The 25,594-nt window shown below is 67.5% G+C and carries 25 protein-coding genes and 1 tRNA gene; 16 read left to right on the forward strand and 10 right to left on the reverse strand.

Annotated features, from left to right (window positions below; all coding sequences use genetic code 11):
• The first annotated feature begins 44 nt into the window (after window positions 1-44).
• From K5Q19_RS06025 to K5Q19_RS06050, 6 genes are all read left to right on the forward strand, one after another.
• The gene (locus tag K5Q19_RS06025; RefSeq protein ID WP_292942183.1) at window positions 45-551 is read left to right on the forward strand and encodes a flagella basal body P-ring formation protein FlgA; all 507 of its coding nucleotides are present in this window, start codon (window positions 45-47) and stop codon (window positions 549-551) included.
• Window positions 552-712: 161 nt separating this feature from the next.
• Window positions 713-1,018 (forward strand): flagellar biosynthesis anti-sigma factor FlgM, encoded by a 306-nt coding sequence (gene flgM, locus K5Q19_RS06030; RefSeq protein WP_292942185.1) that lies wholly within the window; start codon window positions 713-715, stop codon window positions 1,016-1,018.
• Window positions 1,015-1,380: a flagellar protein FlgN gene (locus tag K5Q19_RS06035; protein WP_365758607.1), complete on the forward strand. Its 366-nt coding sequence runs from the start codon at window positions 1,015-1,017 to the stop codon at window positions 1,378-1,380. The genes flgM and K5Q19_RS06035 overlap by 4 nt, the downstream gene beginning before the upstream one ends.
• Window positions 1,381-1,445: 65 nt before the next feature.
• Window positions 1,446-2,252, forward strand: a complete 807-nt coding sequence (locus tag K5Q19_RS06040) for a lytic transglycosylase domain-containing protein (RefSeq protein ID WP_292942187.1) — start codon at window positions 1,446-1,448, stop codon at window positions 2,250-2,252.
• Between the two features lie 6 nt (window positions 2,253-2,258).
• A complete protein-coding gene (locus tag K5Q19_RS06045; RefSeq protein WP_292942189.1) occupies window positions 2,259-4,352 on the forward strand; it encodes a flagellar biosynthesis protein FlhA in 2,094 nt (697 codons plus the stop codon).
• Complete coding sequence (locus K5Q19_RS06050; RefSeq protein WP_292942191.1) at window positions 4,349-5,080, forward strand: sigma-70 family RNA polymerase sigma factor; 732 nt, start codon at window positions 4,349-4,351, stop codon at window positions 5,078-5,080. The genes K5Q19_RS06045 and K5Q19_RS06050 overlap by 4 nt, the downstream gene beginning before the upstream one ends.
• Before the next feature lie 103 nt (window positions 5,081-5,183).
• Here K5Q19_RS06050 and K5Q19_RS06055 read toward each other — a convergent pair whose 3' ends face one another.
• A complete protein-coding gene (locus tag K5Q19_RS06055) occupies window positions 5,184-5,630 on the reverse strand; it encodes a hypothetical protein (RefSeq protein WP_292942193.1) in 447 nt (148 codons plus the stop codon).
• Window positions 5,631-5,912: 282 nt separating this feature from the next.
• Between K5Q19_RS06055 and K5Q19_RS06060 the strand changes: the two genes are divergently transcribed.
• Window positions 5,913-6,698: an SDR family oxidoreductase gene (locus K5Q19_RS06060; protein ID WP_292942195.1), complete on the forward strand. Its 786-nt coding sequence runs from the start codon at window positions 5,913-5,915 to the stop codon at window positions 6,696-6,698.
• Window positions 6,699-6,821: 123 nt separating this feature from the next.
• On the opposite strand, the gene K5Q19_RS06065 is transcribed toward K5Q19_RS06060, so the two are convergent.
• From K5Q19_RS06065 to K5Q19_RS06080, 4 genes are all read right to left on the reverse strand, one after another.
• Window positions 6,822-7,430: a LysE family translocator gene (locus K5Q19_RS06065; RefSeq protein ID WP_292942197.1), complete on the reverse strand. Its 609-nt coding sequence runs from the start codon at window positions 7,428-7,430 to the stop codon at window positions 6,822-6,824.
• Window positions 7,431-8,123 carry a VIT family protein gene (locus K5Q19_RS06070; protein WP_292942199.1) on the reverse strand — a complete coding sequence of 231 codons (693 nt, stop codon included), beginning with the start codon at window positions 8,121-8,123 and terminating at the stop codon, window positions 7,431-7,433.
• A gap of 67 nt (window positions 8,124-8,190) precedes the next feature.
• Window positions 8,191-8,925, reverse strand: coding sequence for a L,D-transpeptidase family protein (locus K5Q19_RS06075; RefSeq protein WP_292942201.1), 735 nt, complete (start codon window positions 8,923-8,925; stop codon window positions 8,191-8,193).
• A gap of 135 nt (window positions 8,926-9,060) precedes the next feature.
• On the reverse strand, window positions 9,061-9,855 hold the full coding sequence (locus K5Q19_RS06080; RefSeq protein ID WP_292942203.1) for a transglutaminase family protein: 795 nt from the start codon (window positions 9,853-9,855) through the stop codon (window positions 9,061-9,063).
• A gap of 96 nt (window positions 9,856-9,951) precedes the next feature.
• Between K5Q19_RS06080 and K5Q19_RS06085 the strand changes: the two genes are divergently transcribed.
• Entirely contained in the window at window positions 9,952-10,635 is a 684-nt protein-coding gene (locus K5Q19_RS06085) for a TIGR02281 family clan AA aspartic protease (protein ID WP_292942205.1), read from the forward strand.
• On the opposite strand, the gene K5Q19_RS06090 is transcribed toward K5Q19_RS06085, so the two are convergent.
• The gene (locus tag K5Q19_RS06090; protein ID WP_292942207.1) at window positions 10,580-11,839 is read right to left on the reverse strand and encodes a DUF418 domain-containing protein; all 1,260 of its coding nucleotides are present in this window, start codon (window positions 11,837-11,839) and stop codon (window positions 10,580-10,582) included. The genes K5Q19_RS06085 and K5Q19_RS06090 overlap by 56 nt on opposite strands.
• A gap of 6 nt (window positions 11,840-11,845) precedes the next feature.
• The gene (locus K5Q19_RS06095; protein ID WP_292942209.1) at window positions 11,846-12,961 is read right to left on the reverse strand and encodes an SPOR domain-containing protein; all 1,116 of its coding nucleotides are present in this window, start codon (window positions 12,959-12,961) and stop codon (window positions 11,846-11,848) included.
• A gap of 293 nt (window positions 12,962-13,254) precedes the next feature.
• Here K5Q19_RS06095 and K5Q19_RS06100 point away from each other — a divergent pair, with 293 nt between their 5' ends.
• Genes K5Q19_RS06100 through K5Q19_RS06110 form a run of 3 tightly spaced genes read left to right on the forward strand, consistent with a single transcriptional unit; the run spans window position 13,255 to window position 15,903 of the window.
• Window positions 13,255-13,983 carry a ParA family protein gene (locus K5Q19_RS06100; protein ID WP_292942210.1) on the forward strand — a complete coding sequence of 243 codons (729 nt, stop codon included), beginning with the start codon at window positions 13,255-13,257 and terminating at the stop codon, window positions 13,981-13,983.
• A gap of 16 nt (window positions 13,984-13,999) precedes the next feature.
• The gene (locus K5Q19_RS06105; RefSeq protein ID WP_292942212.1) at window positions 14,000-14,521 is read left to right on the forward strand and encodes a hypothetical protein; all 522 of its coding nucleotides are present in this window, start codon (window positions 14,000-14,002) and stop codon (window positions 14,519-14,521) included.
• Between the two features lie 29 nt (window positions 14,522-14,550).
• Window positions 14,551-15,903, forward strand: a complete 1,353-nt coding sequence (locus K5Q19_RS06110; protein WP_292942214.1) for an SPOR domain-containing protein — start codon at window positions 14,551-14,553, stop codon at window positions 15,901-15,903.
• Between the two features lie 62 nt (window positions 15,904-15,965).
• Here the strand turns inward: K5Q19_RS06110 and K5Q19_RS06115 are convergent, their stop codons facing one another.
• Together K5Q19_RS06115 and K5Q19_RS06120 are read right to left on the reverse strand one after the other, a co-directional pair.
• Window positions 15,966-17,195 (reverse strand): amidohydrolase family protein, encoded by a 1,230-nt coding sequence (locus tag K5Q19_RS06115; RefSeq protein ID WP_292942216.1) that lies wholly within the window; start codon window positions 17,193-17,195, stop codon window positions 15,966-15,968.
• On the reverse strand, window positions 17,192-18,232 hold the full coding sequence (locus K5Q19_RS06120; RefSeq protein ID WP_292942218.1) for an aspartate carbamoyltransferase catalytic subunit: 1,041 nt from the start codon (window positions 18,230-18,232) through the stop codon (window positions 17,192-17,194). The genes K5Q19_RS06115 and K5Q19_RS06120 overlap by 4 nt, the downstream gene beginning before the upstream one ends.
• A gap of 84 nt (window positions 18,233-18,316) precedes the next feature.
• Here K5Q19_RS06120 and sppA point away from each other — a divergent pair, with 84 nt between their 5' ends.
• From sppA to K5Q19_RS06140, 4 genes are all read left to right on the forward strand, one after another.
• The gene (gene sppA, locus K5Q19_RS06125) at window positions 18,317-20,218 is read left to right on the forward strand and encodes a signal peptide peptidase SppA (protein ID WP_292942220.1); all 1,902 of its coding nucleotides are present in this window, start codon (window positions 18,317-18,319) and stop codon (window positions 20,216-20,218) included.
• Between the two features lie 75 nt (window positions 20,219-20,293).
• Window positions 20,294-20,378, forward strand: a tRNA-Leu gene (locus K5Q19_RS06130).
• A 113-nt stretch (window positions 20,379-20,491) separates the two neighbouring features.
• Window positions 20,492-22,075, forward strand: a complete 1,584-nt coding sequence (tig, locus tag K5Q19_RS06135; protein ID WP_292942250.1) for a trigger factor — start codon at window positions 20,492-20,494, stop codon at window positions 22,073-22,075.
• A 152-nt stretch (window positions 22,076-22,227) separates the two neighbouring features.
• Window positions 22,228-23,103 (forward strand): hypothetical protein, encoded by an 876-nt coding sequence (locus tag K5Q19_RS06140; protein WP_292942222.1) that lies wholly within the window; start codon window positions 22,228-22,230, stop codon window positions 23,101-23,103.
• A 1-nt stretch (window position 23,104) separates the two neighbouring features.
• On the opposite strand, the gene K5Q19_RS06145 is transcribed toward K5Q19_RS06140, so the two are convergent.
• Window positions 23,105-24,616 carry an amidase gene (locus K5Q19_RS06145; RefSeq protein ID WP_292942252.1) on the reverse strand — a complete coding sequence of 504 codons (1,512 nt, stop codon included), beginning with the start codon at window positions 24,614-24,616 and terminating at the stop codon, window positions 23,105-23,107.
• Window positions 24,617-24,793: 177 nt separating this feature from the next.
• Between K5Q19_RS06145 and clpP the strand changes: the two genes are divergently transcribed.
• On the forward strand, window positions 24,794-25,504 hold the full coding sequence (clpP, locus tag K5Q19_RS06150; protein ID WP_292942224.1) for an ATP-dependent Clp endopeptidase proteolytic subunit ClpP: 711 nt from the start codon (window positions 24,794-24,796) through the stop codon (window positions 25,502-25,504).
• Window positions 25,505-25,594: the final 90 nt, after the last annotated feature.

Here is a 25,594-nt window from a genome sequence, read left to right on the forward strand (position 1 = left end):
GATTGCAGTGCGGCGGTTGCCTCCTTTTACGAAAGCGCTGTGCCATGCCTGCTTTTCGCCACTATCTCTCTCTTGCGCTGTCGCTCGCCCCGCTGCCGGCCTTTGCCGCGCCGCTCACCGATCTGGCCGCGATCGACCGCGCCGTAGCGGCCTTCACCGGGCAGCAGATCGGCGTGCCGGGCGGCGCAGCGCAGCCGGTGGATCGGCGGCTCCGCCTTGTGGCCTGCAATGCCCCGCTGGCGCTTTCCTGGTATGGCAATGCGCAGACGAGCGTGCTGGTGCGCTGCCCCGATGCGGGCGGCTGGCGCGTGTTCGTGCCGGTGAGTGCGGAGCGGGCCGTGCCAACAGTCGCTCCCGCCGTGATGGCCGTGGCGCGCGGCGAGGGCGTGACGGTCATGGTCTCGGGCGCAGGCTTCTCGGTCTCGCAGCCGGGCGAAGCGCTCGATGCAGGAGCGGTGGGCGCGTGGATCCGCGTGAAGACCGCCGCGAAGGCCGATCCGCTGCGCGCCCGCGTGGTGCGCCCCGGACTGGTCGAATTGCCGGTGGACTAGAGCCTGTCCTGATGAGGTGGAGGCCTCATCAGGACAGGCTCTAAGGCCGCAACCGGCAAATCCTTGCGGCCTGCTGCCGTTTGCGGCAAATTATTTCCGCCCCCGCTTAAACTCCGTCTGCATACACCGTACTAGTTTGCAGGAAACGCGAGGAGCGGACCATGTCATCCTTTGAAATCGGTGCACCACGCCCGGTCAGCGCGGTGCAGGTCACTACAGTTGGGACCGGCAGCAAGCCTGTCCAGACCGAAACCACGTCTGAAACGCAGAAGGCTCCGGCCCAGGCTGCTGCTGCCGCGCCGCAGGTGGAAACCAGCGATGCGGTGAAGGCAGGCGCCGCCCCGGTCGATCAGGAGCGGGTCCAGACGATCCGCCACGCCATCGAAAAAGGCACATACCCCGTGCTTCCGACCAAGATCGCCGATGCGATGATCGCGGCCGGGATGCTGCTGAGGACCCCCAAGTGAGCGCTGCCATGAACACCGTCGAGCCGATCCGCCGCCCCACGCAGCTGCGCGATACCTTGCGGCAGATGCTGGCCGTTCTGGAAGACGAGCGGCAGGCGCTTGCCGGGCTCGACGTCGACGCGATCATGGGCTGCGCGGTGGACAAGAATGCCCTGTGCGGCCGGCTCGATACGACTGCGCCCGAAGCCATCGACGAGGAATGCCGCGGGCTTTTGGAGGCCGCGCGCCGTGTGAACGAGGCAAATCGCCGCGTGCGCAACCTGATTGCGGCCAATGTCTCCGCGCGTCTCGATGCGCTGACCGGCCAGCCGGCGCTCTACCGGGCGCAGGCCCCGCATGCCCGGATCGGCCGCGCGCGCTGATTTGGCACGCTGCTTGCTGATGCCCTTCTGGCCCCCGCTTGGCGGAGGCTTGGAAAGGGACCCAAGTGAGCGAACCTGCAACGATTGCTGCATCGCCAGTACCGCGCCCCGCGCCCGATGTGCGGGGCGCGATTGCGCGTGCGGCGGCGGCGACCGGCACCGACTTTTCGTATCTGATGGCGCAGGCGCGGCTGGAATCCGGTCTGAACCCGCAGGCACGTGCAGCGACTTCGAGCGCGACGGGGCTCTATCAGTTTACCGGGCAGACCTGGCTTTCGATGCTGGACAAGCATGGCGCGGCCTATGGGCTTCCCGGCGGGAGCGACGCTGCCTCGCGCGGGCAGCTCCTCGCGCTGCGGTCGGACCCGGAGCTGTCCGCGCTGATGGCCGGGGAACTGGCGAACGACAACCGCGATTTCCTTTCCGGCATTCTCGGGCGCGATCCCGATCCGAGCGAACTCTACCTCGCGCACTTTCTGGGTGCGGAAGGGGCCGGTCGCTTCCTTGGCGCGCTCGGCAGCAATCCGGCGCAAAGCGCAGCAGCCTTGCTGCCCAAGGCGGCGGCGGCCAATCGCGGCGTGTTTTTTGGCGCTGGCGGTGCGCGCTCGGTGGGTGAGGTGATGGAGCTGCTGCGCGGGCGGATGGCGAGCGCCATGAACGCGCCGGATGCGCCGCTGCCGACTTATGCTGCGGCAACGCCGCAGGGAGGGCCGATCCAGCAGGCGTTCAACGCGGCGGCGAATGCGCCCGATGCACCGCCCGCGCGCTCGATGGCCGATACCTTGCGTGATGCCTTTGCGCTCGGCCAGCCCGGCGCCGCCCCGGCGCATGTCCGCGCGGCTTATGGCCAGCTGCGGGCACTGGGGGTCTGACGCGCCATGCTGAAACGCTTCGGCTCTCCCGGCGCATTGGCGCTGCCCGGCGGCATCCTGATCCTGATCGCGCTGATGATCATGCCGATCCCGGCGTTTCTGCTCGACGGGTTCTTCGTCCTCAATATCGCGCTTTCGGTCGCGATCCTGATGGCGGCGATGAATGCGCTGAAGCCGCTCGATTTCTCCTCGTTCCCTTCGGTGCTGCTCTTCGCCACCCTGCTGCGGCTGGCGCTCAACGTGGCTTCCACGCGCATCGTGCTGGTCAATGGCCACGAAGGCGGCGCGGCGGCGGGGCATGTGATCGAAAGCTTCGGCGAATTCCTGATCGGCGGCAATTTCGCGGTCGGCCTGTTTGTCTTCATGATCCTGATGATCATCAACCTGATGGTCGTGACCAAGGGCGCGGGGCGCGTTTCGGAAGTTTCGGCGCGCTTCACCCTTGATGCCTTGCCGGGCAAGCAGATGGCCATCGACGCGGACTTGGCGGCGGGCCTGCTGACGGCGGACGAAGCCAAGGCGCGGCGCCGCGAAGTGGCGACCGAGGCCGATTTCTACGGCTCGATGGATGGTGCCAGCAAGTTCGTGAAGGGCGACGCGGTCGCTGCGCTGCTGATCCTTGGCGTCAATATCATCGCCGGTTTCTGCCTTGGCATGCTGAGCCATGGGCTGACCGCGCAGGAATCGGCGAGCCGCTACATCACGCTGGCGGTGGGCGATGCGCTGGTGGCGCAAGTGCCTTCGCTGCTGCTTTCGATTGCAGCGGCGGTGATCGTGACCCGCGTTTCGGATACCCGCGACCTTGCGGGGCAGATCGGCGGGCAGTTTGCCTCCCCCGGCACGTGGCTGCCGGTGGCGGTGATCCTCGGCGTGATCGGGATGATCCCGGCCATGCCGCAGATGGTGTTCATGCCCGCTGCCGCCATGGCCGGGTGGATCTGGTGGAGCCTGAGAAAGCGCGAGGCCCGGCTTGCCGTGCCGCCGCCAGTGGTGGTGGAGCAGGTCGATCCGGCGAAGATCACGCTGGAGGAGGTTTCCGACCACACGCTCGTGACCATCGAACTGGGCTATGGTCTGGTGCATCTCGTCGACGAGAAGCGCGGGGCGCCGCTGGTTGCGCGGATCACCGGCGTGCGCAAGCAGCTTTCGCAGAGCTTCGGCTTCGTGGTGCCGCAGTTCCGCGTGCGCGACAGTCTGGACCTGATGCCCGATGCCTATCGCATCGTGCTGGGCGGCGTGGCGCTGGGCGGGGCGAGCATCAAGGCAGAGAAAGTGCTCGCCATCGATGCGGGCGAGGCCAACCCGGATCATTCCCTGCGCGGCGAGGCGACCGTGGACCCGAGCTTCGGCTGCCCGGCGATCTGGATCGAACCGGGGCAGCGCGACCATGCGATTGCCGAAGGGTTCCTGACTGTGGACGCCTCCACGGTTGTCGCCACCCATCTCAACCAGGTGCTCGGCGAACGGCCGCAGGCGCTGCTTGGCCCGGATGAAGTCCGCGCGATCCTTGATGGCGTGCGGGATCGTGCGCCGGGGCTGGTGGAGACCGTCCATCCGCAGCCGATCACGCTGGGCGCGATGACGCGGCTGTTCCACGCGCTGCTGGAAGACGGGGTGAGCATCGCGCATCCGCTGCCGATCCTTTCCGCGCTGGCCGAAGCGGTGCTGCAGACCAATGACCACGACAAGCTGGTCGATCTGGTGCGCGCGTCGCTCGGCGGGCTGCTGGTTTCGCGCATCTGCGGGCCGAATGAACGGCTGGCGGTGCTGACGCTGGATGGCGCCCTGGAGCAGATGATCGTGGGCGGGATGCACGATCCCGTGACCGGACAGCCGGTGATCGAGCCCGATCTCGCGCGTTCCATCGGCGAGCGGATTGCCGCGATCATTGCCGAGCGCGGGCCTGCCGCTGCCCCGGTTGCCCTCATCGTCCAGCCGCGCGCCCGCCGCGCCCTTGCCGCGCTGCTGCGCCAGCGTGCGCCGCAATGCGCGGTGCTTTCGATTTCCGAACTGCCGCCCAGCCAGCCGATCGAAGTGATCGAGGTGGTGGGCGGAAACCCTGACCAGATGGACTCCGGCCCACAGGATCTTGCCGCATGAACCATGATCACCGCAGCTTTGCCGCCGCGCGCGCCTATCAGGGCGGGACGGCGGACCGCATCCGCCGCTTCCTGCCGATGGTGCGCCGCCTTGCCTGGCACGTCCACGGATCGGGCCGGGCGGGCATCGAAGTCGAAGACCTCGTGCAGGCCGGGCTCGTCGCGCTCACCGAATGCGCGCAGAAGCACAATGCGCCGACCGAGGACGGCTTTGCCGCCTATGCCAAGCTGCGCGTGCGCGGCGCGATGGTCGATCTGGTGCGGCGCTCCACCCCGCTATCGCGCAGCGCGAGCGACCGGCGCAAGCTGCTGGCGGGCGCGGCGCAGACCCTCACCGCCACGCTGGGCCGCGCGCCGAGCGAGGACGAACTCGCCGAAGCGATGGGCATGACCACCGCCGGCTTAAGCGAACTGCGCGCCTCGAGCGAGCCGATGCGCTTCGAGCCCATCGACGATACCTATTCGGACAGCGACATGGCCTTCGCCGACGACCGGCCGGACAGCTTCGAACTGCTGGCCGACGAGCAATCGCGGACGCAAGTGGTGGCGGCGATTGCCGGCCTGCCGGAGCGGCTGCAGCGGGTGATCCAGCTCTATTTCGTGGAGGAACTGAACCTGGCGGAAATCGCCGAAGTGCTGTCGGTCAGCGTGCCGCGTGTGCACCAGCTGAAGGCGCAGGCATTGGACAAACTGCGCAGCGCGCTTGGGGATGAGTTTGATGTGCTTTAGGGGGGTGAGGGCTGCTTTTGGTGGACTGCCAAACTAGGTTCAACGACCGAGATCGGGGGGAACGGAAAGTCCGGATGCACCTACACCGTTATCCGTTTCACTATCAACGCGTGGCCAATAGCGAACCTATCGCTAGCAGTATGACCCAAAGCGCAATAAGTGCCGACGGCATTCCATGCGCGAACCAGTACTTCACGCCATCCTCCGTCGGATAGTCGCCGTAATATATTTTGTACACGGGGTCATGAAGCAAATAATTGCTTTTTAGGCGCTTGATGCCTTGCACTATCCTGCGAGTGTAGGTGATGAAAACGAGCCCAAGGCATAACCCAAAGAATGCAATTATCGGCGGAATGAACCGCATAATTTCATCTGGTGGAGCTTGAGTGATTCTAGAAGAGAGAAAGTAACCGCCTCCTAGGATAGCGTTGAAGGCCATGAAGCCTTGAAGGCGGGAGTGCAGTAGCGCATCCGCGTCCTTGTGGATGTCCCAAGCCCAACGAATCGTATCGTTTGTTGAACCCGCTTCCGGTTCAGGCACTTCCGTCATGACCCCTCCCTCACAGTCGACAGCGGGGACATTCTTGGTGATCTAGCACCTTTGTGTCAAATTCTGTCGGTGAAGTGGGCTCAATGGCGGGTATTGAGTTGATCGCCGATATTCCGCTTTCACCGACTAATGCTGAGTAGCTGCCAAAATTACAGCGGATCCGATGGGTTCTCCCAAGTCCCTCGCCAAATCCGGGATGAGCTGCGACAAAGGCCTTTAGCATTTGTGCCACTTGCACCCGATCCTCCTCCGGCTTAATCGCGCGGTTAAAGGAGAGATGCCATGAAGATCGAACAGGGTATGGCGGCCGTGGTGACCGGCGCGGCTTCGGGGCTGGGGCGGGCGACGGCTTATGCGCTCGCGGCGGCGGGGGCGAAGGTTGCGATTTTCGATGTGAATGATGAGGCGGGCGAGGAAGTCGCCAAGGCGATTGGCGGGCTGTTCTGCCATGTCGATATCACCAGCGAGGAGTCGGTGGTCGAGGGCTTTGCCAAGGCGCGCGCCGCCCATGGGCAGGAGCGGATCACCGTCCACTGCGCGGTGGTGCACCGCAAGGGCAAGACCGTGGGCCGCAACAAGGAGACGGGCGAGTTCACCCGGCTTTCGACCGAGGACTATGCCTTCGCCGCGAACGGCGTGCTGATCGCGAGCTACCGCGTGGCGAGCCTTTCGGCGCTGGGCATGGCGCATGCCGAGCCGCTTGAGGAAGATGGCGAACGCGGGACGATCATCCTGACGGGTTCGGTCGCGGCGCAGGATGCGCAGATCGGGCAGGTGGCTTATGGCTCGCTGAAGGCGGGCGTGGTTGGCCTCGTGCTGCCGATGGCGCGCGATCTGATGGACCTTGGCATCCGCGTGAATGCGATCCTGCCGGGCATCTTCGATACGCCGCTGCTGGGCCGCGTGCCGGAAAAGGTGCGCGCGGGGCTGAACGCCTCGGTGCCGTTCCCCAAGCGGCTAGGGCTGCCGGAAGAGTTTGCCAGCCTGGCGATGGAACTGGTGCGTAATTCCTATTTCAATGCGCAGGCGATCCGGCTGGATGGCGGGATTCGGATGGCGCCGCGTTGAGGCATCGTCGGCCCGTGCTTGACACGGGCCTTGGCTTTTCTTTGTTGGCGCTGCGCTGGGAGAAAAGCCTAGCCCCGTGTCAAGCACGGGGCGACGTGTAGGGGGCGTTGGGGTTGTGAGTGCCTAGCCGGTCTTGATCGCGAGGAACGAGGCGGCGACGCCGAGCATGACCACGGCGAAGCCCCGGCGCACCCACTTGGTGCGGGCGGGGTCTGCCAGCCAGGCTTGCGCGCGGCTGCCGGCGAGCACGATGGCGAGGTGGATTGCGGTGGCAATGGCGGTGCTGACAAGCGCGAGGGTGAGCGCTTCGGTGAGGCCCAGCGTGCGGCCACCCAGAAACTCCGGCGCGACGACCACGAAGAACAGGTAGGCCTTCGGGTTCAAGAGGTTGAGCAGCGCGCCGGTGGCGAAGGCGCGGCGGGTGGCGGTGGGCGGCGGGGCCTTTTCCGCGCCGCGCCATGCCTCGATGGCGAGCCAGACCATCATCGCGGCGCCCGCAAGGCGCAGGCCATGGAGCAGCGCGGGCATGGCGGTCAGCAGGGTGGCAAGGCCGAGCGCGGCGAGCACGCCGTTGGCCAGCAGGCCAAGCGCTACGCCGGCGACGGCGGAGAGGCCGCTGCGCTTGCCTTCGGTGGCGGCGAGGCCTGCGAGCCAGGCCATGTTCGGCCCGGGCGTCAGCTCGATCAGCAGGACCGCGAGGGCAAAGCCGGTGAGGTTGAGTTCGCCTGCCACCTAGACGGCGGTTCCCACCATGCGGCCGATGCCAGCGGTGATTGCCATGGCCAGCGCTCCCCAGACGACGACGCGCAGCACCGGCTTGCCCATCGCCGCGCCGCCCGCGCGTGCACCGAAGGCGCCGAGGAGGGCGAGGAAGAGGATCGAGCCGACCGCCGTGCCGGTCACCATGAGCCCCAGCGGCAGGAAGGCGGCCAGCAGCAGCGGCAGGAACGCGCCGCCGGTGAACATGGCGGCGGAGGCCATCGCGGCGAGGACAGGCTGGGCGGCGGTCGTTTCGTTGAGGTGCAGCTCGTCGCGCGCGTGGGCGGCCAGCGCATCCTTGGCCATCATCTGGCGGGCGACTTCCTTGGCCGTCACCGGATCGACGCCGCGTTCCTCGTAGATCGCGGCGAGCTCCGCGGCTTCGTGGACCGGATCGGCAGCGAGTTCGGCGCGTTCGCGCGCGAGGTCGGCGGCTTCGGTATCGGACTGGCTGGAGACCGAGACATATTCGCCCGCCGCCATCGACATCGCGCCCGCGACAAGGCCCGCCGCGCCCGCGACGAGCAGGGCCTGACGCTCCGCGCCCGAGGCGGCGACGCCGAGGATCAGGCTGGCGGTGGAGACGATCCCGTCGTTCGCGCCGAGGACCGCAGCGCGCAGCCAGCCGATGCGGCTGACGAGGTGGCGTTCATCGTGGGGTCGCATCCGGTGTTCTCCTCATCCCGTCCATGGGCTTCATGGCACGCGCGGGACAGCGGAAAAACGATCCAGATCAAGAATCCTGCTGGGCGAGGACGGCGGGGCCGGTGGGTGCGGGGGCGTGGTTCTCGATGATCGGCTGGCCCACGCCGAGGCGCTTGCCATCGGTGACGATCACCTTGTCGCCCAGGCTGGCGACGCCGAACAGGCGCTTGGCAAACTCGTCCGGCACGCCGATGCAGCCGTTGGTGGCATAGCCGCGCTCCACCTTGCTGCCATGGATCGAGACGCCATCATTGGTGAGGCGCAGCATCCAGGGCATCGGTGCATCGTAGATGTTGGAGACGTGGTCGGCGTCCTTCTGGCTGATCGGGAACATGCCGGTGGGGGTGGGCTTGCTGCCATAGCCCTTGAGGATGGCGGCGGCGCCGATCTCGTGCCCGTCGCGGAAGACCGAGATGGTGCGGGCTTCGAGATCGACCGTCACGACGATGGGGCCGGTTGCGGCGGCGCTTTCGTCCCAGAAGAACTGGCCGAACTTGATGGGTTCATCGATCTTGAGGATCGACTTGACGACAAAGGGGCTGTTGGCGGGAGGCGCGGGCGGTGTGAGCGTGGCAGGCTTGGCGAGCGGCTTGATGGCGGGGGCGACATGGGCTTCGGCCTGCGAACCGCCGAACAGGACTTGCGCGACATCCTTGCCGACGTTGAACGCCAGCAGACAGCCGAGCGACATGGCGATGAAGCCGAGCGGCGCGGTGACCCAGCGGGAGCGGACAAGATCGAGGGGGGACTTGAGGCCGGACATGGCGATTCTGGACGCTCCTTTCGCTTGCAGAGTAGCGTAAACGAAAGGGTTGGCGAGCGGCATTCGGGCCGCGTCCCGGCAAGGGACGGGGCGGGCTCCGATCCTTAAGCCGGATGGTTAATGCGGGTGCTGAGCTCAGGCGACTTCGTGTACCTCGATCGCCAGCTCGCGCAGGTCGGCCTGGCCAAAGCTGGTCAGGAAACTGGTGTCTGCCGCATCGCGGCCCACCGCGATCCGCGCAAACGAGGCAGCATCAGCCATGCCGGTCGCATCGACAATATGCCAGCCACCCACGCCCTCGGCACTCGTCAGCCACACTTCGGCCACCGCATGGAAATCCTGCGGATGGACTTTGGCGCCGTAGCCGCTGGCAAACCGCGCGGGGATCGCGGCGGCGCGGGCAAAGCAGATCAGCGTGTGCGCATAATCGCGGCAGACGCCGCGGCGTTCGACAAAGCTGTCGATCGCGGTGGTCGAGGCATCGCTTACTCCGGGCACATAGCGATAGTGCGCCGCGATCCAGTCTCGCATTGCCGCCACTTTTGCGCCGCCTTCGAACGCGGCAAATTCCTCGTCGACAAAGGGCGAGAAGCGGTTGGCGGGGCAATAATGCGAATCCATCAGATAGGGCACCGTCTCGCCCGGCAGGCGGTGCGGCGGCAGTGCGGCGAGGGTTTCGAGCGGCTCTGTCCGGCCAAGCACCTCGACTTGCGCCGCATAAGTAACCGCGCAATCGCCTTCCTGATGCAGCCAGATCCGTTCGCCAATCCCGTCCTGCGCGGGTACTCGCGTGAAATGGCCCGAAGGTGTGCTATCGAGCGCGCTGGTCAGGAGCCGCTGGCCTCCCGTTGCCGCGACTTCGATCTGGAGGAGGATGTCGGTCGGCTCGGCACAGTGCCAGACCAGACGGGTCGTGATGGAAAGGTGCATGGTTTGCCCGGGGCGGAGGCCGTGATGGCCGCTGCGCAATGGTGGATAGGACGGGTTTCAGCACGATGAAAGGTTCGCGTGGCTAGAGGGTCGCTCATGACGCAGATCTATACCTGGCTGGAAAGCGGCGCCCCGTGGCTGGGGCAGCTTTCGCCGCTGTTTGCCGCGACGTGTCTGGCGCTGCTGCTGGTGGTCATCGGCGGCGCGCTGGCGGGGCGCGGGCGGCGGTCCGGGGGTGCGGTGCGGTTTGCCGGGAACCTGCTGATGCTGGCGGTGTTCGGCCTTGCGGTCCTGCGTTTCGTGCGGATGGACCCGAGTTTCGATGCGGCGCTCCACAGCCTTGGCGGCCCGGCGCAGACCGTTTCGGGCGGGGAGACGCGCATTCCGCTGGCCGCCGACGGACACTATTGGATCAAGGCAAGGCTCAACGGGGTGCCGCTGCGGCTGATGGTCGATACCGGCGCAACGGTGACGGCGCTATCGGGCGACGTGGCGCAGGCAGCCGGGGTGGAACCTGATGGCATGCGGCCGGACGCCACGGTCGAGACCGCGAATGGCAGCGTGTCGGCGGTTCCGGCGCGGATCGACGAACTGCGCTTCGGATCGGTGGTGGCGCGCGATCTCGATGCGATCGTGCTGCCTGCGGAGGGTGGGCCCAACGTGCTTGGGATGAATTTCCTGACCCGCCTCAAGGGCTGGCGGGTGGAAGATGGCGTGCTGATCCTTACACCGCACCGTCCGCAAGTGGAGGCGGCAAGCGGGGAACTCCCAGCCAGGTGAGCCTTCGCCACAGGGCTTCGAGCGGGCCCTGACCGAAGCGGGCGAGCCACCAGCGCGGCCAGGCCAGCATCAGTGCCCATCCGCCAAGGACGACGAGCGGAAGCGCGGCGCGGGGCAGCACCCCGCCAAGGCTGAGGCCCCAGCCGGCGAAGAGTGCGATCATCACGACAGTGGTGCCGAGATAGTTGGTGAAGGCGCAGCGCCCGGCAGCGGCCAGATGCGTGCCTAAGGGACTGCCTTGCAGGCGTGGCCAGAGCAGCAGCAGCGCGGCCAGATAGCCGAGCGTCATGGCGAGGTGCGGGATCGCGGCGAGCGAACCCATGACCGCGAACATCGCCCCGGGCGGGAACCGGTGCAGCGCCGCCCAGCCGATCAGCGCGGCGCTCATCGCGCCGCCGGCGGCGATGCCGATCCACGCGATGCGGCGCAGGGTTGCAGGCTCCCACTCGCCGGTGAACAGCCCCATCCGCAGCAGCGCCATGCCGAGCAGCATGAGCGGAAAGGTCTCGAAGAAGGTCGCGCCGAGGGTTTCGAGCGGGAGCAGGGGCGCGGTGGTCAGGCGGATCCGGACGGCTTCGAGGAAGGGGGCGTGGAGCACCCGGCTGTCGGCTGCGATGGAGGCGGCGATGCGGCCCATCATGGCGGTCTGTTCGGCGGCTTCGGCGGGAGTGCCGTGTCCGGCGAGCACGCGGCTTTCGGTGGCGATGGCGGCGAGATCTCCGATCATTTCAAGGCCATGGCTGGCAAGGAAGAGCAGCAGCGCGGCAGCGGCGAGTGGTTCGGGCGCGAGGCGGCGCAGGGCGAAGGCGAGCATGCCGCAGACGGCGTAAGGGAAGAGAATGTCGCCCCACCACAGCAGCGCGTAGTGCGCATAGCCGAACAGCATCAGCAGGAGCAGGCGGCGCACTTGCATGAGGTCTGCATTGGCGCCGCGCCGCTCGGCCGCATCGGCGAACAGCATCATGCTTGCTCCGAACAGGAGCGTGAAAAGGCCGCGCATCTTGCCTTCGAACAGGACGTAGGCGGCGGCGAACCACAGCGCGCCGCCCAAATCCGGGCCGGATTCGAGGCGGGGCAGCGCGGGGCTGAAGGTGGCGAGCAGCGGCCCCCAGAACCCGGTCACGTTGATCGCTAGAATGCCGAGCACGGCAACCCCGCGCACGAAATCAAGCGCGCCGATGCGTTCCGGCTTGGGGGCGGACATGTGACGTCAGGGCGCCACCACGAGGCAGGCCAGGCCCCCGGCCTTGAGCGCGGCGCAGGCGCGCTGCGCGCCGTCCTGCGAATAGCCTGTGGCAAACAGACGCGTGACGGTGCCGGGCACATCCTGCCGGGCATGACCGGCGATTTCGGGCCGGGAACGCACGCGCGCCCAGAGCGCATCGGCATTGGCTTTTACGCCGAACGCGCCGAGCTGGATGCGATAGGCCCCGCTGCGGCTGGTCGTCGCCACGGCAGTGGGAGCCGGGGCCGCTTTGGGCGGAGCGGGCTTGGGCGTGGCAGGCTTCACCGGCACCGGTTTCGGTTTGGGCGGGGCAGGAGGGTTCATCGGCGGCTGATAGGCCACGGCGGGTTCGGACGGGCCGGATGGCGGCAGATCGACTTTCTCGAGCGCGCCCGGCGGCGTTCTGGCCGTTGCAGCGGTCGGCACCGGCGCGCCTTGCCCGCCAAGGTCTGCCGCAGCCAGTTCCCGGCCGCGGGCTTCGGCGGCTTTCTGGTCCAGTTCGCTGGCGAGGCTGACGCCCATCTGGCGCTGCGCGAGCGGGATTGTCTGGTTCATCGTGGCGAGGCTGCCGGTCGCCTGCGGGAGGCCTGCGGCGGCGGCGCGCGTGATCAGGGCATAGGCGCGCACCCAATCCTTGGGCGTATAATCGCCGTTGTAGGATGCGATCCCCAGCACATACATCGCGCGCGGCTCGCCCCGGTCGGCGGCGGATTGCAGCCAGGGCATCGCGGCCTGCTGGCGATTGGTCTGGAACAGCAGGATGCCGTAATTGTCTGCCGCCGCGATATGGCCGAGCCGGGCGGCCTTGCCAAAGTAGGCTTCGGCGTTGACGAGATCCTTGGGGACGCCGCGGCCGAGCTTGTAGGCCTGGCCAAGGTTGAACAGCGCATCGGCATCGCCTTTGGCCGCAGGGGCCTGCCACGCCTTGACCGCGGCCTCGTAGTTTCCGGCGGACCACGCATCGACCCCGGTTCGCACTGCGGCGGCGGTCGCCGCATCGGGAGGTGTGGGTACGCCTTGCGCGCCGGGCGCGGCCGAAACCGGCTGCGTGATGCCCGAAACGCCGAGCGACGCCGCCACAAGGAGAGCAAGTCCGCGCATGTCCGGTCGATTCTCCTGTGGAACCCATTGCCTGAAAAGCAGGGTTAACCCTGCCGTGCTGCACTGCAGTGCGCAAGGACATCTGCGCATGCCCAATGCGCCTCACAAGCTCCAAGGTGATTAGCGCAGATGGTTAATGCCGAAAAGACAGGATCTTGGCGCGGGGTTCAGACCCCCATTGCGCAAAATCACCTGCACCGGACGCGTGGATGTTAACCAAAATTTGAGGGTCTTCTGCGATCCCCCTGCAAGACACCATTCGGTTTTTTCGTCTCGCCCATAGGGGGGTTACTTTGCGCGTACTGGCTTTGGCATCGCAGAAGGGAGGGTCCGGCAAGACGACCTTGTCCGGTCACCTTGCCGTTCAGGCGCAGCGCGCGGGCGCCGGCCCGGTCGTTCTCATCGACATCGACCCGCAAGGTTCGCTGTCCGACTGGTGGAACGAGCGCGAGGCGGAATACCCGGCTTTTGCGCAGACCACCGTGGCGCGCCTTGCCAGCGATCTCGCCATCCTGCGCCAGCAGGGCTTCAAGCTGGCCGTGATCGATACCCCGCCCGCGATCACCATGGCGATCCAGTCGGTGATCTCGGTCGCCGAACTCATTGTCGTGCCGACGCGTCCGAGCCCGCATGACCTGCGCGCCGTGGGTGCCACGGTCGATCTGTGCGAGCGCGCGGGCAAGCCGTTGATCTTCGTGGTCAATGCCGCGACGCCCAAGGCGCGGATCACCTCCGAAGCCGCGGTTGCGCTTTCGCAGCACGGCACCGTCGCGCCGATCACGCTGCACCACCGCACCGATTTTGCCGCATCGATGATCGATGGCCGCACGGTGATGGAAGTCGATCCCTCGAGCAAGTCCGCTGCCGAAGTTGCGGCGCTGTGGACCTATGTTTCCGAGCGGCTCGAGAAGAATTTCCGCCGCACCGTGTTCGCGGTGCCGCAGCCCGGCCATGCCGTGCCCTCCATGCCCGGCGCACCGCGCGGCGCAGGCGGCTTCGGCCGCCGCGTGATCGGCTCCTGAGCGAAGGACGCCGATGATGAGCGAACCCAAGCCTTTCGCCTCGCTGAGCCCGAGCCTGCTCGCCCGCAAGGGTGCGGCCCGTCCGGCGATGCGCCCGCAACTGATCCCCCTGACCGCCGAAGACCGCCAGCGCATGGGCTTTGGCCCGGCCGTCGATGCCGATGACCTCGGCTGGAACGACCATGGCGAAGACCTGGCTCAGGCGGCGCCTGCTGCCGATGTCATCGCGATTGCGGCGGACCCGCTGCCCGAACCGGCCCAGCCGGAAGTGCTGCGGCAGATCGAATCGCTGGCCGATGTGCTCAAGGTCCCGGCCCCGGCCGCGTCGCTGAACCGCCGCGAGCGGGGCACCGCGCTCAAGGAAGGGCGCAAGGCGGCCTTCACGCTCCGTCTGGACTCGTCGCGCCATCTGCGCCTGCGCCTTGCCTGCACGCTCGACAACCGCAGCGCCCAACAACTCGTGGTCGAAGCTCTCGACCGTTTCCTCGAAGCGAGGCCCGGTCTCGACGACCTTGCTCGCCGCGCCCTTCGCTCCTGATGCAAGCCTATCAACCGGGACTTCATGCCATGACCACCGCACTCGACAGCAAGACTGACCGGAAAGCCGCCTACCGGCTCGCCCGGATCTGCCTGACCACCGCGCTGGCGGCCGGTCTTCTCTCCGGTTGCGCTGCGGGCGGGCCGAACCATGCCAAGTTCGCCTCCAATGCGCAGACAGCGCTTGGCAAGGGCAGCCCGGACAAGGCGATCGCGCTGGCGGAGCAGGCTGTGCTCGCCAGCCCCCGCAATGCCGCATACCGCACGCTGCTCGGCTCGGCCTATTTGCGCGCAGGCCGCTTCGAAGCGGCGCGTCAGGCGTTCGATGAGGCGATGCAGCTTGGCGAGGACGGCGGAAAGGCCGCGCTGAGCCTCGCGCTTGCCGATATCGCGCTCGGGCATGGCAACGCAGCGATCGATACGCTCAACACCTATCGCGACAGCATTCCCGCTTCGGACTACGGCCTGGCCATGGCGATGGCTGGACAGACCCAGACCGGCATCGCCGCACTGACCGACGCGCTGCGGGGTGGCGAAAACACCCCCAAAGTGCGCCAGAACCTCGCCTATGCCTATGCGCTTGATGGCAGCTGGAGCGAAGCCAAGCTGATGGCGCAGCAGGATGTCCCGGCGGACAAGCTGGCCGAGCGCCTGCAGACCTGGGCATTCATGGCGCGGCCCGAAGACACCCGCCGCCGCGTTGCGAGCCTGCTCGGCGCGCCGGCCAATGCCGATGGCGGCCAGCCGACCGCGCTGGCGCTGGCGAACTTCCCCGCACCGGCGCAGCTGGCAGAGGAAGCGGTGGCCATGTCCGCCACGCAGCAGGCAGCCAGCGGCGACGCGGCGGAACTCGCCAAGGCGGCCGCAACGGCCATGCCTGCCCCCCAGACCGATGCCGCAGCACCCCAGCCGGCGCTGGCCGATGCTTCCAGCGCGCCGACCGAGGCGAAGATCGCCGCGATCGACGTGGCGCCTTCGGCTGCTGCCGCTCCCGCTCCGGCAGTGCAAGCGATGGTTTCACAGCCGGTCGTCCAGCCGGTGCGTGGTGCGCGCAGCGCGCAGCCTGCGGCTGCGGCCGGTGTGCGCGGCAACCATGTCGTCCAGCTCGGCTCGTTTGCCTCGAACGAGGGCGCACAGCGCGCCTGGCGGCACTTCACCGCGCGCAACCGCAGCCTTGCCGGCTATCACAGCCAGATCACGCAAGTTGCGGTGAACGGCCGCCAGTTCTGGCGCGTTCAGGCCATGGGCTTCAACGGCTTCGCTTCGGCGCGGCAGATGTGCCGGTCGGTCAAGGCCAAGGGCGGCGTCTGCCTCGTGATGGCCGATCCGGCGATGACAAGCCCGCAGGGTCGCCCGATGCCGACGCGCATGGCGCAGCGCTGATCTTCAGGCCTTTGCGTTGATGCTGGCCCGCTTCCCTCGGGGGGAGGCGGGCCGGTCTCGTTTCAGGCGATGCGGCTGCCGCCCTTGAACAGGGCGGTGACGCGGCCTTCGACCGGGCGGCGATCGAACGGGGTGTTGCCCGCTGTGGCCGCCATCTTGCTGCGATCGACGATCCATGGCCGTTCCGGCTCGACCAGCGCAAGATCGGCTTCGAGGCCCACTTCGAGCCGCCCGGCGGGGACGCCGAGCAGCGCGGCAGGATTGCCCGCGAGGAGTGCGAAAGCGCGGGCCAGATCGATGCGGCCATCGCGCACGAGGGTGAGCGTCAGCGGCAGCAGCGTTTCCGCGCCCGCCATGCCCGGCTCGGCATCGGCGAAAGGCAGGCGCTTGTCTTCCGCGCCGCGCGGATCGTGGCCCGAGGCGATCACGTCGATCGTGCCATCGGCGATGGCGGCGATCACCGCCTGCCGGTCCGCATCGCTGCGCAAGGGCGGCGAAAGGCGGCAGAACGTGCGGAAATGCGCGAGTTCCAGATCGGAGAGCATGAAGTGCGCGGGGGTGACGCCGGCGGTCACGCGCACCCCGCGTGCCTTGGCCGCGCGGACGCACGCGAGCGCGGTGGCGGTCGTTACTTGCCGGAAATGCAGGCGGCAGCCGGTCAGTTCGGCGAGCGCGATATCGCGCTGGACGGCAAGCGCTTCGGCCTCGGCGGGCGCGGAGGGGAGGCCCAGCCGGGTCGCCATCTCACCGGCGGTGGCGACGGCGCTGCCTGCAATCCCGGCATCCTCGGCATGGGTGACGAGCACGAGGCCGAGCATCGCGCAGTAGCTCATCAGGCGGTGCATCACGCCCGAATCGGCGATCCAGCGGCGGCCCGTTGCGACGGCCTTGGCTCCGGCATCGCGCATCAGGGCGATTTCGGCGAGTTCCGCACCCTCCAGCCCGCGCGTGGCGGCGGCGAGGGGGTGGACCCACATGTCCGGCTTGCCCGATTGCGCGGCGAATCGGACGCGCGCCGGGTGATCGAGCGGCGGGCCTTGATCGGGCATCAGCGCGGCGCGGGTGATCCCACCGAAGTGGAACGCGGGCTTGTCGATGGCGAAGACGCCGAGATCGACGAGGCCCGGGGTGATCAGCGCGCCTTTGGCATCGAGCACATCATCGCCCGGTTCGGGGCTGACGTCACCCAGCGCGGCGATGCGGCCATCGGCGACGCGCAGCGCGCCTGCCTGCGGGGTGCCTGCGGGCAGAACCAGCCTGCCGCCGGTGATTGTGAGCGGACGCGGGGTCATGCCGCGGCTCCTTCCGCTGCCGCCCAGCCGGGCACGCCGCGCGCGCGGCGGGTGAGGACGTCAAGGCAGGCCATGCGGATCGCAACGCCGCTTTCGACCTGACGGGTGATCAGGCTCCGCGCCGGGTGATCAGCGACCTGACTGTCGATCTCGATGCCCCGGTTCATTGGGCCTGGATGCATGACGAGCACGTTCGGCGGCAGTTTGCCGAAGCGCTCCAGCGTCAGCCCGTAGAGGTGGCGGTACTCGCGCGGTGAGGGGATGAACTGGCCGGACATGCGCTCCAATTGGAGGCGCAGCATCATGACCACATCCGCGCCCTGAAGCGCCGCGTCGAAATCATGGCTTGGCGTCACGCCCATCGCTTCGATCTCGGCAGGCATCAGCGCGGGCGGGGCGCAGACGGTGACATCGGCCCCCAGCGCGGTCAGCGAGAGGATGTTGGAGCGCGCGACGCGGCTGTGGAGGATATCGCCGCAGATCGTGACCTTGAGGCCGTTGAGATCGCTGCCGGGTGCGAGCCCCAGCGCGTGGCGGATGGTGAGCGCATCGAGCAGCGCCTGCGTCGGGTGCTCGTGGCTGCCATCGCCCGCATTGAGCACCGGGCAATCGACCTTGTCGGCAATCAGCTGCACCGCGCCCGAACTGGCGTGGCGGATCACTATGGCATCGGCGCGCATGGCATTGAGCGTCATCGCGGTGTCGATCAGCGTCTCGCCCTTCTTCACGCTGCTGGTGGCGGCATGCATGTTGACGACATCGGCGCCGAGGCGCTTGCCCGCGATTTCGAACGAGAGCAGCGTGCGGGTCGAGTTCTCGAAGAAGGCGTTGATGATGGTGAGGCCCGAGAGCACTTCGGCGCGCTTGTGGCGCTGGCGGTTGAGCGCGAGCCACTGCTCCGCCTCGTCCAGCAGGTAGAGAATCTCGTGCCGCGCAAGGTGCGCAATGCCGGTGAGATCGCGGTGCGGGAAGGCGAGGCCGCCTTCGGGGTATCGGCCAGATGGTGTGCTGGCGGCTCCAAGGTTCGATTCTGTCATCGAAACCATGCCCCTAGAGCGCCTCTTTGGGCGGCTCAAGTGTTTCGGCTGGCATCGTCGGCCGGCGAGACCTAGATATCCCCCATGAAATTTGCCCGCTCGGTCTGGAAGATCCTCGTCGCCATCAAGGACGGCCTCGTGCTGCTCCTCCTGCTCCTGTTCTTCGGCGGGCTCTACGCCTTGCTGGCGCTGCGGCCCGCGCCAGGGACGGTGCAGGCAGGCGCGCTCTATATCGCGCTGGAAGGACCGGTGGTGGAAGAGCGCGCGCGGGTGCGGCCCGCGCAGCTGCTTTCGGGCGGTGGGCCGTCCAAATCGGTGCAGGAGCGCGATCTGGTGCGCGCCATCGAAGCAGCCGCGACGGACGAGCGCATGAAGGCGGTCGTGCTCGATCTCGAAGGCTTTGGCGGCGGCAGCCAGGTGGCGATGACGCGGATCGGCGCGGCGATGGACAAAGTGCGCGCGGTGAAGAAGCCGGTGCTGGTCCGCGCCAGGCTCTACACCGACGACAGCGTGCAGATCGCGGCCCACGCCAGCGAAGTCTGGGTCGATCCGCTGGGCGGCGCGGTGGTCGCGGGGCCGGGGGGCACGAACCTCTATTTCAAGGCGTTGCTCGATCGGCTGAAGGTCAAGGCGCACGTGTTCAAGGTGGGCACCTACAAGAGCGCGGTCGAGCCCTTCATCCGCGAGAACGCTTCGCCGGAATCGAAGGAAGCGCTGGGCGCGGTCTATGCGGCGCTGTGGGATGCCTGGCAGGCCGATGTGAAGAAAGCGCGGCCCAAGGCCAATATCGCGCTGGTGACGGGCGATCCGGTGAAGTGGATCGCGGCTTCGGGCGGTGACGCGGCCGAGGCGGCGGTGGCGGCGGGGCTGGTCGACCGGATCGGCGACAAGGTGGCGTTCGGCAAGCGCGTTGGCGAGATCGTCGGCGCCGATCCGAAGGGCGGCGAGGGCGCGTTCAAGGGCACGGCGCTGGCCACGTATCTGGCCGACCGTGCGCCGTCGGCCGAGGGCAAGGCGATCGCGGTGGTGACGGTGGCGGGCGAGATCGTCGATGGCGATGCCGGCCCCGGCAGCGCTGGAGGCGACCGGATCGCGGAGCTTGTCGACAAGGCAGCGGCGAGCGGGGACTACGCCGCGCTTGTCGTCCGGGTCGATTCGCCCGGCGGATCGGTGACCGGGGCCGAGCGCATCCGGGCGGCGATCGCGCGGATGAAGGCGAAGAAAATTCCGGTCGCGGTTTCGATGGCGGGGCTCGCGGCGAGCGGCGGCTACTGGGTTTCGACGCCGGCAGACCGCGTGTTTGCCGAACCGGCGACGATCACCGGCTCAATCGGCATCTTCGCGATCATCCCGAGCTTCGAGGAAGCGCTGGCGAAAGTCGGGGTCGGGACCGATGGCGTCCGGACCACGGCGCTTTCGGGCCAGCCCGATGTGTTCGGCGGGTTTTCGCCGACCGCAGAGGCGATGATCCAGCAGCAGATCGAATCGGGCTATGCGCGCTTCATCGGGCTGGTGGCTGAAGCGCGGCACAAGACTCCGGCGGAGATCGACAAGATTGCGCAAGGGCGCGTGTGGGATGGCGGCACCGCGCGGCAATTGGGGCTTGTCGACGAGTTTGGCGGGATCGATGCGGCGCTGGCCTGGGCGGCAAAGGCGGCGGGGGCCAAGACCTGGCATCCGGTCTACCTCGGCGCGGATGCGGATCCGTTTGGCGCGCTGCTGAGCCAGCTCGCGGATAGCGAGAGCAGCGCGGATGCCGCGCATGTGCTTGGCGCGCAAGGCGCGGCCAGCGATTTTGCGGCGCTTGCGGCGCAGCGGCAGGGAGCGCTGGCGCAGCAGCTCGTCGGCGATCTGTCGCGCCTGCTCGGCGGGTCAGGAGCGCAGGTCTACTGCCTCGAATGCGCGGGGCTGACACCGCCAGCGGAGCCCGCGAAGGCCGCCGAAGCGAGCACATGGCTGGCGCTGCTCGCACGGATCACCGGATAGGGACGTCACCCCTTTTGGCAAGGCTTGCCCTTTGCCCGGCGCTGCGATAGGGGCGGCGCTCGCTTTTCGCCGGACGCGGGCGTGGCGGAACTGGTAGACGCGCTGGATTTAGGTTCCAGTATCGCAAGATGTGGGGGTTCGAGTCCCTTCGCCCGCACCAGACCCGCCCGGCCCGACCGGGAGCTTGGCCGTGCCATTTCCCATGGTGCGGCCAGAATTGTTGATGCCGCCCGCATGGGCACCACGACGTCGTACGAGAAAGTTGGATCACAGATGCAGATCGTCGAAACCAGCAACGAGGGCCTGAAGCGCGCCTATGCCCTGACCATCGCCGCGAACGATATCGCCGCGCTTGTCGAGGGCGAGGTCAAGAAGATCACGCCGCAGGTCCGCATGCCCGGCTTCCGCCCCGGCAAGGTGCCCGCCAACCTTGTGCGCAAGATGCACGGCCCCGCGCTGCACCAGCAGGCGCTGGAAACTTCGATCCGCAACGCGATGGACAAGCTCGTCGCCGAAAAGGGCCTGCGCCCCGCGACGCAGCCCGATGTCTCGCTCGCCGATGGCTACGAGGAAGGCAAGGACGCCGAGCTGACCGTGGCGCTGGAAGTGCTGCCCGAGATCACCGCGCCCGCCATCGACGGGATCAAGCTGGAACGCCTGATCGTCGAAGTGAGCGATGCCGAAGTGGATGAGGCCGTCAGCCGCATCGCGCAGGGCCAGAAGCGCTACAACGATGCGCCCGAAGGCACCGTGGCCGCCGATGGCGACCAGCTGATCATCGATTTCGCCGGCTCGATCGACGGCGTTGCCTTCGATGGCGGCACGGCGGAAGACCAGCCGCTCGAACTGGGCTCGGGCCGCTTCATCCCCGGCTTCGAGGAACAGCTTGTCGGCGTGAAGGCGGGCGACGAGCGCACCATCACCGTGACCTTCCCGGCGGACTATCCGGCCGAGAACCTTGCCGGCAAGGACGCCCAGTTTGCGTGCAAGGTGAAGGCCGTGAAGCAGGCTGCCGATTTCGTCGCGGACGACGATTTCGCCAAGTCGCTCGGCCTTGAGAGCATCGAGCAGCTGCGCGGTCTGATCAAGGGCCAGATCGAGCAGGAAAACGGCGGCCTCACGCGCACGGCGATGAAGCGCTCGCTGCTTGATCAGCTGGCCGCCGGCCACGATTTCGCGGTGCCGCCCTCGATGGTCGAGGCCGAGTTCGCGCAGATCTGGCAGCAGCTGACCAGCGAAGCCGCCAAGGAAGAAGATCCCGCAGCCGCGATGGCCGAGATCGAAGGCGAGAAGGACGACTACCGCAAGATCGCCGAGCGCCGCGTGCGTCTGGGCCTGCTGCTTTCGGAAATCGGCCAGGCCAACGGCGTGCAAGTCACTGCGAACGAAATGGAAATGCTGATGCGCCAGGCCGCGCAGCAGTACCGCGAGCAGGACCGCCAGCGCTTCATCGACTACATCCGTTCGGATGCACTCGCCGCCGCCCAGCTGCGCGCGCCGCTCTATGAGGACAAGGTCGTCGATTTCCTGTTCGACAAGGCCGAAGTGACCGAGCGCAGCGTGACCCGCGAGGAACTGCAGGCGGTGATCGAAGCCGACGAGACCGGCAAGCCGGCTGAGGTCAAGCCCGCCAAGGCTGAAAAGGCCGCTGCGCCGAAGAAGGCTGCGAAGAAGGCGAAGGAAGAGGCTCCCGCCGAGGAAGCGGCGCCTGCCGAAGCCGAAGCGAAGCCTGCCAAGAAGGCTCCGGCGAAGAAGAAGGCGGCTGAGGAAGCCCCTGCTGCCGAAGCCGCTCCGGCCGAGGAAGCGCCTGCTCCGAAGAAGAAGGCCGCGCCCAAGAAGAAGGCCGCTGACGCCTGATCTTCGCCGCAAGGCATTGAAAACACGGAAGGGCGCTCCAGCAATGGGGCGCCCTTCTTGCATCTGGGCGGCATCCGTATTCGCCCGCAATTGACCCCGCGAATCGGGGCATGAGAGATTCGGGCAGGCTCGGCTCCTGGGAGGGACACCCGATGCATACCGTTCGCAATCGCCTCGCTTCGCGGCCTCCGGCTGCCATGCCCCACGCGGCTGGCAACAGGGCGCCGAACCACGCCGCCATGCGGCACGAATTGGCTTACATCCAGCGCGGCTCGATGGCCGTGCCGCTGGTCATTCCGGATGAAAGTGGCCTGATCGAAGAGCGTCCGCAGAAGCGGCGCAATGCCAAGGGCAAGAAGGCACGCAAGGCCGCTGCCCGGCTCGCCGCGGCCCGGGCAGCGCCGACACCCGGGGCAGCCGCTTGCGATGCCCGCGAGGCACCGCCGCGCGCCAAGCCGGTCGGGAAGAAGGGCAAAGTGAAGTCCAAGGCCCGCGCCAAAGTTGGTCGAAGCGCGGCCGCGAGACCCGAGCAGCTTCCCGCGATCCCGGCAGCGAGCCCGGTGATGGGGACCTATAGCCCCCCGGCCAAGCGGATCGCCGCACCGGCTGTGTCCGCACTACCCCTTCCGGTCTGCCCAGAACCGCTGGTCGAGGAAGCGCCCGCACCGATCGCACCGATGGAGGCGGCAAAGCCGGTGCTGCTGCTCCCCGCGCCAGAGCCGCTGATCGAGGCACCAGTGCTTCCTGCCGAGCCCGAAGCTGCCCCGGCGCCCGATCCGGAACCCGCAACGGCGTCCGCCGATGCACCGCTGCCCCGCATGCGCGCGCTGGTTCCGGCGCGGCGGCAGGGGCTGATTGATGTGATCGCCTTCTTTCTGCGCGATTCCGGGCGGCGACTGGCGCGCTGGTCGGCGCGGCGGCACAAGACCCGCGAGGAGCAGGCCAAGCTGCGGCGGGCCGAAGCGCGGCAGATCAATCTGCAACGGGAGCTGGAAGCGCTCGACGCGCTGCGGCGCGCGAAGGGCTGACTTACTCGCCCCAACGCTTCAGCGAGGGCTTGGGCACGAGCACAGTGCGCGCGCGTTCGTATGCGGCCCCGGCTTCGAGCACGCGCTTGTCATCCCACTTGGTGCCCATGAACGAGAGACCCATCGGCAGGCCTTCCACGGCGCCCATCGGCACGGTGAGGTGCGGATACCCGGCAATCGCGGCCATGCTGCCCATGCCGACGTCGATGGAGTGATCGCCCGTCACGAGGTCGATCGCCCAAGCTGGAGGCGCGGTGGGCGCGATCAGGAACGAGACCCGGCTCTCCGCCAGCAGCTTGTCGATCCCGTCCACACCCGCCAGCCGAAGCGAGTTTGCGCGCGCCTTCTGATAGACTGCGGTGTCGGTCATCGCTTCGGCTTCCTCGAAGCTGTCCTGCCCGAACCACTTGAGCTCCTCGGGGTGCGCCTTGTTGAAGGCAATGGCGTCCGCCAGCGTGCGGGCAGGCGGAATGCCCTTGAACGACGATGCGGGAACCGACTGGAGATAGGCGGCGAGATCGGTGCGCAATTCGTAGAGCAGCACGGTATATTCATCGCGGCCCATCTCTTCGGGCGGGCTGTAGTCGATATCGACCAGCACCGCGCCCGCGGCCTTCAAGTCAGCGAGCGCCCTGTCGAACAGCGCGATCACCTTGGGGTTGCTGCCCACAGCCTTGCGCAGCACGCCGAGGCGCACGCCCTTGAGGCTCGCTGCGGCAAGTCCGGCGGCAAAATCGGTCTTGTGCGCATCCGCCTCGGCGGTGGCGGCATCGGCAGGGTCGCTGCCGGCCATCGCGGTGAGCATCAGTGCGGCATCACGCACGCTCGTCGTCATCGGGCCGACAGTGTCCTGGCTGTGGCTGATCGGCACGACATGGGTGCGGCTGATCATGCCGACAGTGGGCTTGAAGCCGACAATGCCGTTGAGAGAGGCGGGGCAGGTGATCGAGCCATCGGTCTCGCTGCCGATCGCGCCCCACGCCATGCCGGCGGCGATCGCCGCGCCGCTGCCCGAGGAGGAGCCGCAGGGCGAGCGATCGAGCGCATGGGGATTGCGGGTCTGCCCGCCCACCCCGCTCCAGCCGCTGGAGGACTGGCCGGAGCGCATGTTGGCCCATTCGGAGAGGTTCGTCTTGCCCAGCACGACGACGCCGGCCGCGCGCAGACCCAGCATGAAGGGCGCATCGCGGCCGGCAAAGTTGTCCTTGAGCAGCAGGCTGCCGGCCGTCGTCGGCATCCGGTCGGCAGTTTCGACGTTGTCCTTGACGAGGATGACCTTCCCCGCGAGCGGCCCGGTTACCGCCTTGGCGGCGGCTTCGGCCTTGGCGGCATCGGGATTGAGTGCGATCACCGCATTGATCTTCGGCCCCGCCTTGTCGAGTGCCTTGATCCGCGAAAGGTAGGTGGCGACGCTTTCCTGCGCATGTGCGCCCGTGCCGGCGAGCGCGCTGGCGGCAAGCAGAATGGCGGAAATGGTCTTTGTGGCACGGCTGGACATGGATCCCCCCTCAATGAATTGCGCGGAAGCTGCGGAAAACTGGGGCGCTGTGCAAGCGCGTCGAGGGGCAAAGCTGGCGGAATCAAGCGATCCTGCCCGACTTTTGCCGGTGTTTGCACCGATTGGCGGTTAACGCCCTTGAACATCCCGCCGTGGCACGCGACATAGCGGAGGCACATTCAAGAGGACTCTATGCTCGATCTATACGGCGGCCACGGCACATCGGTTTACGGCAATCAGGGCAGATTCACGCAGGACCCCGTCACCGGGGCACTTGTCCCGGTGGTGGTCGAGCAGACCAGCCGCGGCGAACGCAGCTTCGACATCTTCTCGCGCCTGCTGCGCGAACGCATCGTTTTTGTGACGGGCGAGATCGAGGACAACATGGCCTCGCTGATCGTGGCGCAGCTCCTGTTCCTCGAGAGCGAGAACCCCTCGAAGGACATCGCGATGTACATCAACTCGCCCGGCGGCGTGGTGACGGCGGGTCTCGCGATCTACGACACCATGCAGTACATCCGCCCGCGCGTTTTGACCGTGTGCATCGGCCAGGCTGCCTCGATGGGCAGCTTCCTGCTCGCCGCCGGTGAGCCGGGCATGCGCATCGCGCTCCCCAATGCGCGCATCATGGTGCACCAGCCCTCGGGCGGTGCGCGTGGCATGGCCTCCGATATCGAGATCCAAGCGCGCGAGATCCTGCGCATGCGCTCGCGGATGAACGACCTCTATGTCAAGTTCACCGGCCGCACGCTCGAGGAGATCGAGAAGGCGATGGACCGTGACACGTTCCTTGAAGCCGACGAAGCGCTGAAGTTCGGACTCGTCGACAAGGTGTACGAATCGCGACCGGCGGGTGACCAGATCGGTGGCGAAGAAGGTTCGGGCGGCGCCCCCTCGGCATGATTTCGGCCTGATTCCGGTATTTTGCCTAAAAATGACAGGGTGCCGGATCAGGGTTTGTTCGCTATTTTTGTGTCCGGTTGATTAATGCCC

The organism is Novosphingobium sp. (assembly GCF_019748365.1).
Classification (GTDB): Bacteria; Pseudomonadota; Alphaproteobacteria; order Sphingomonadales; family Sphingomonadaceae; genus Novosphingobium.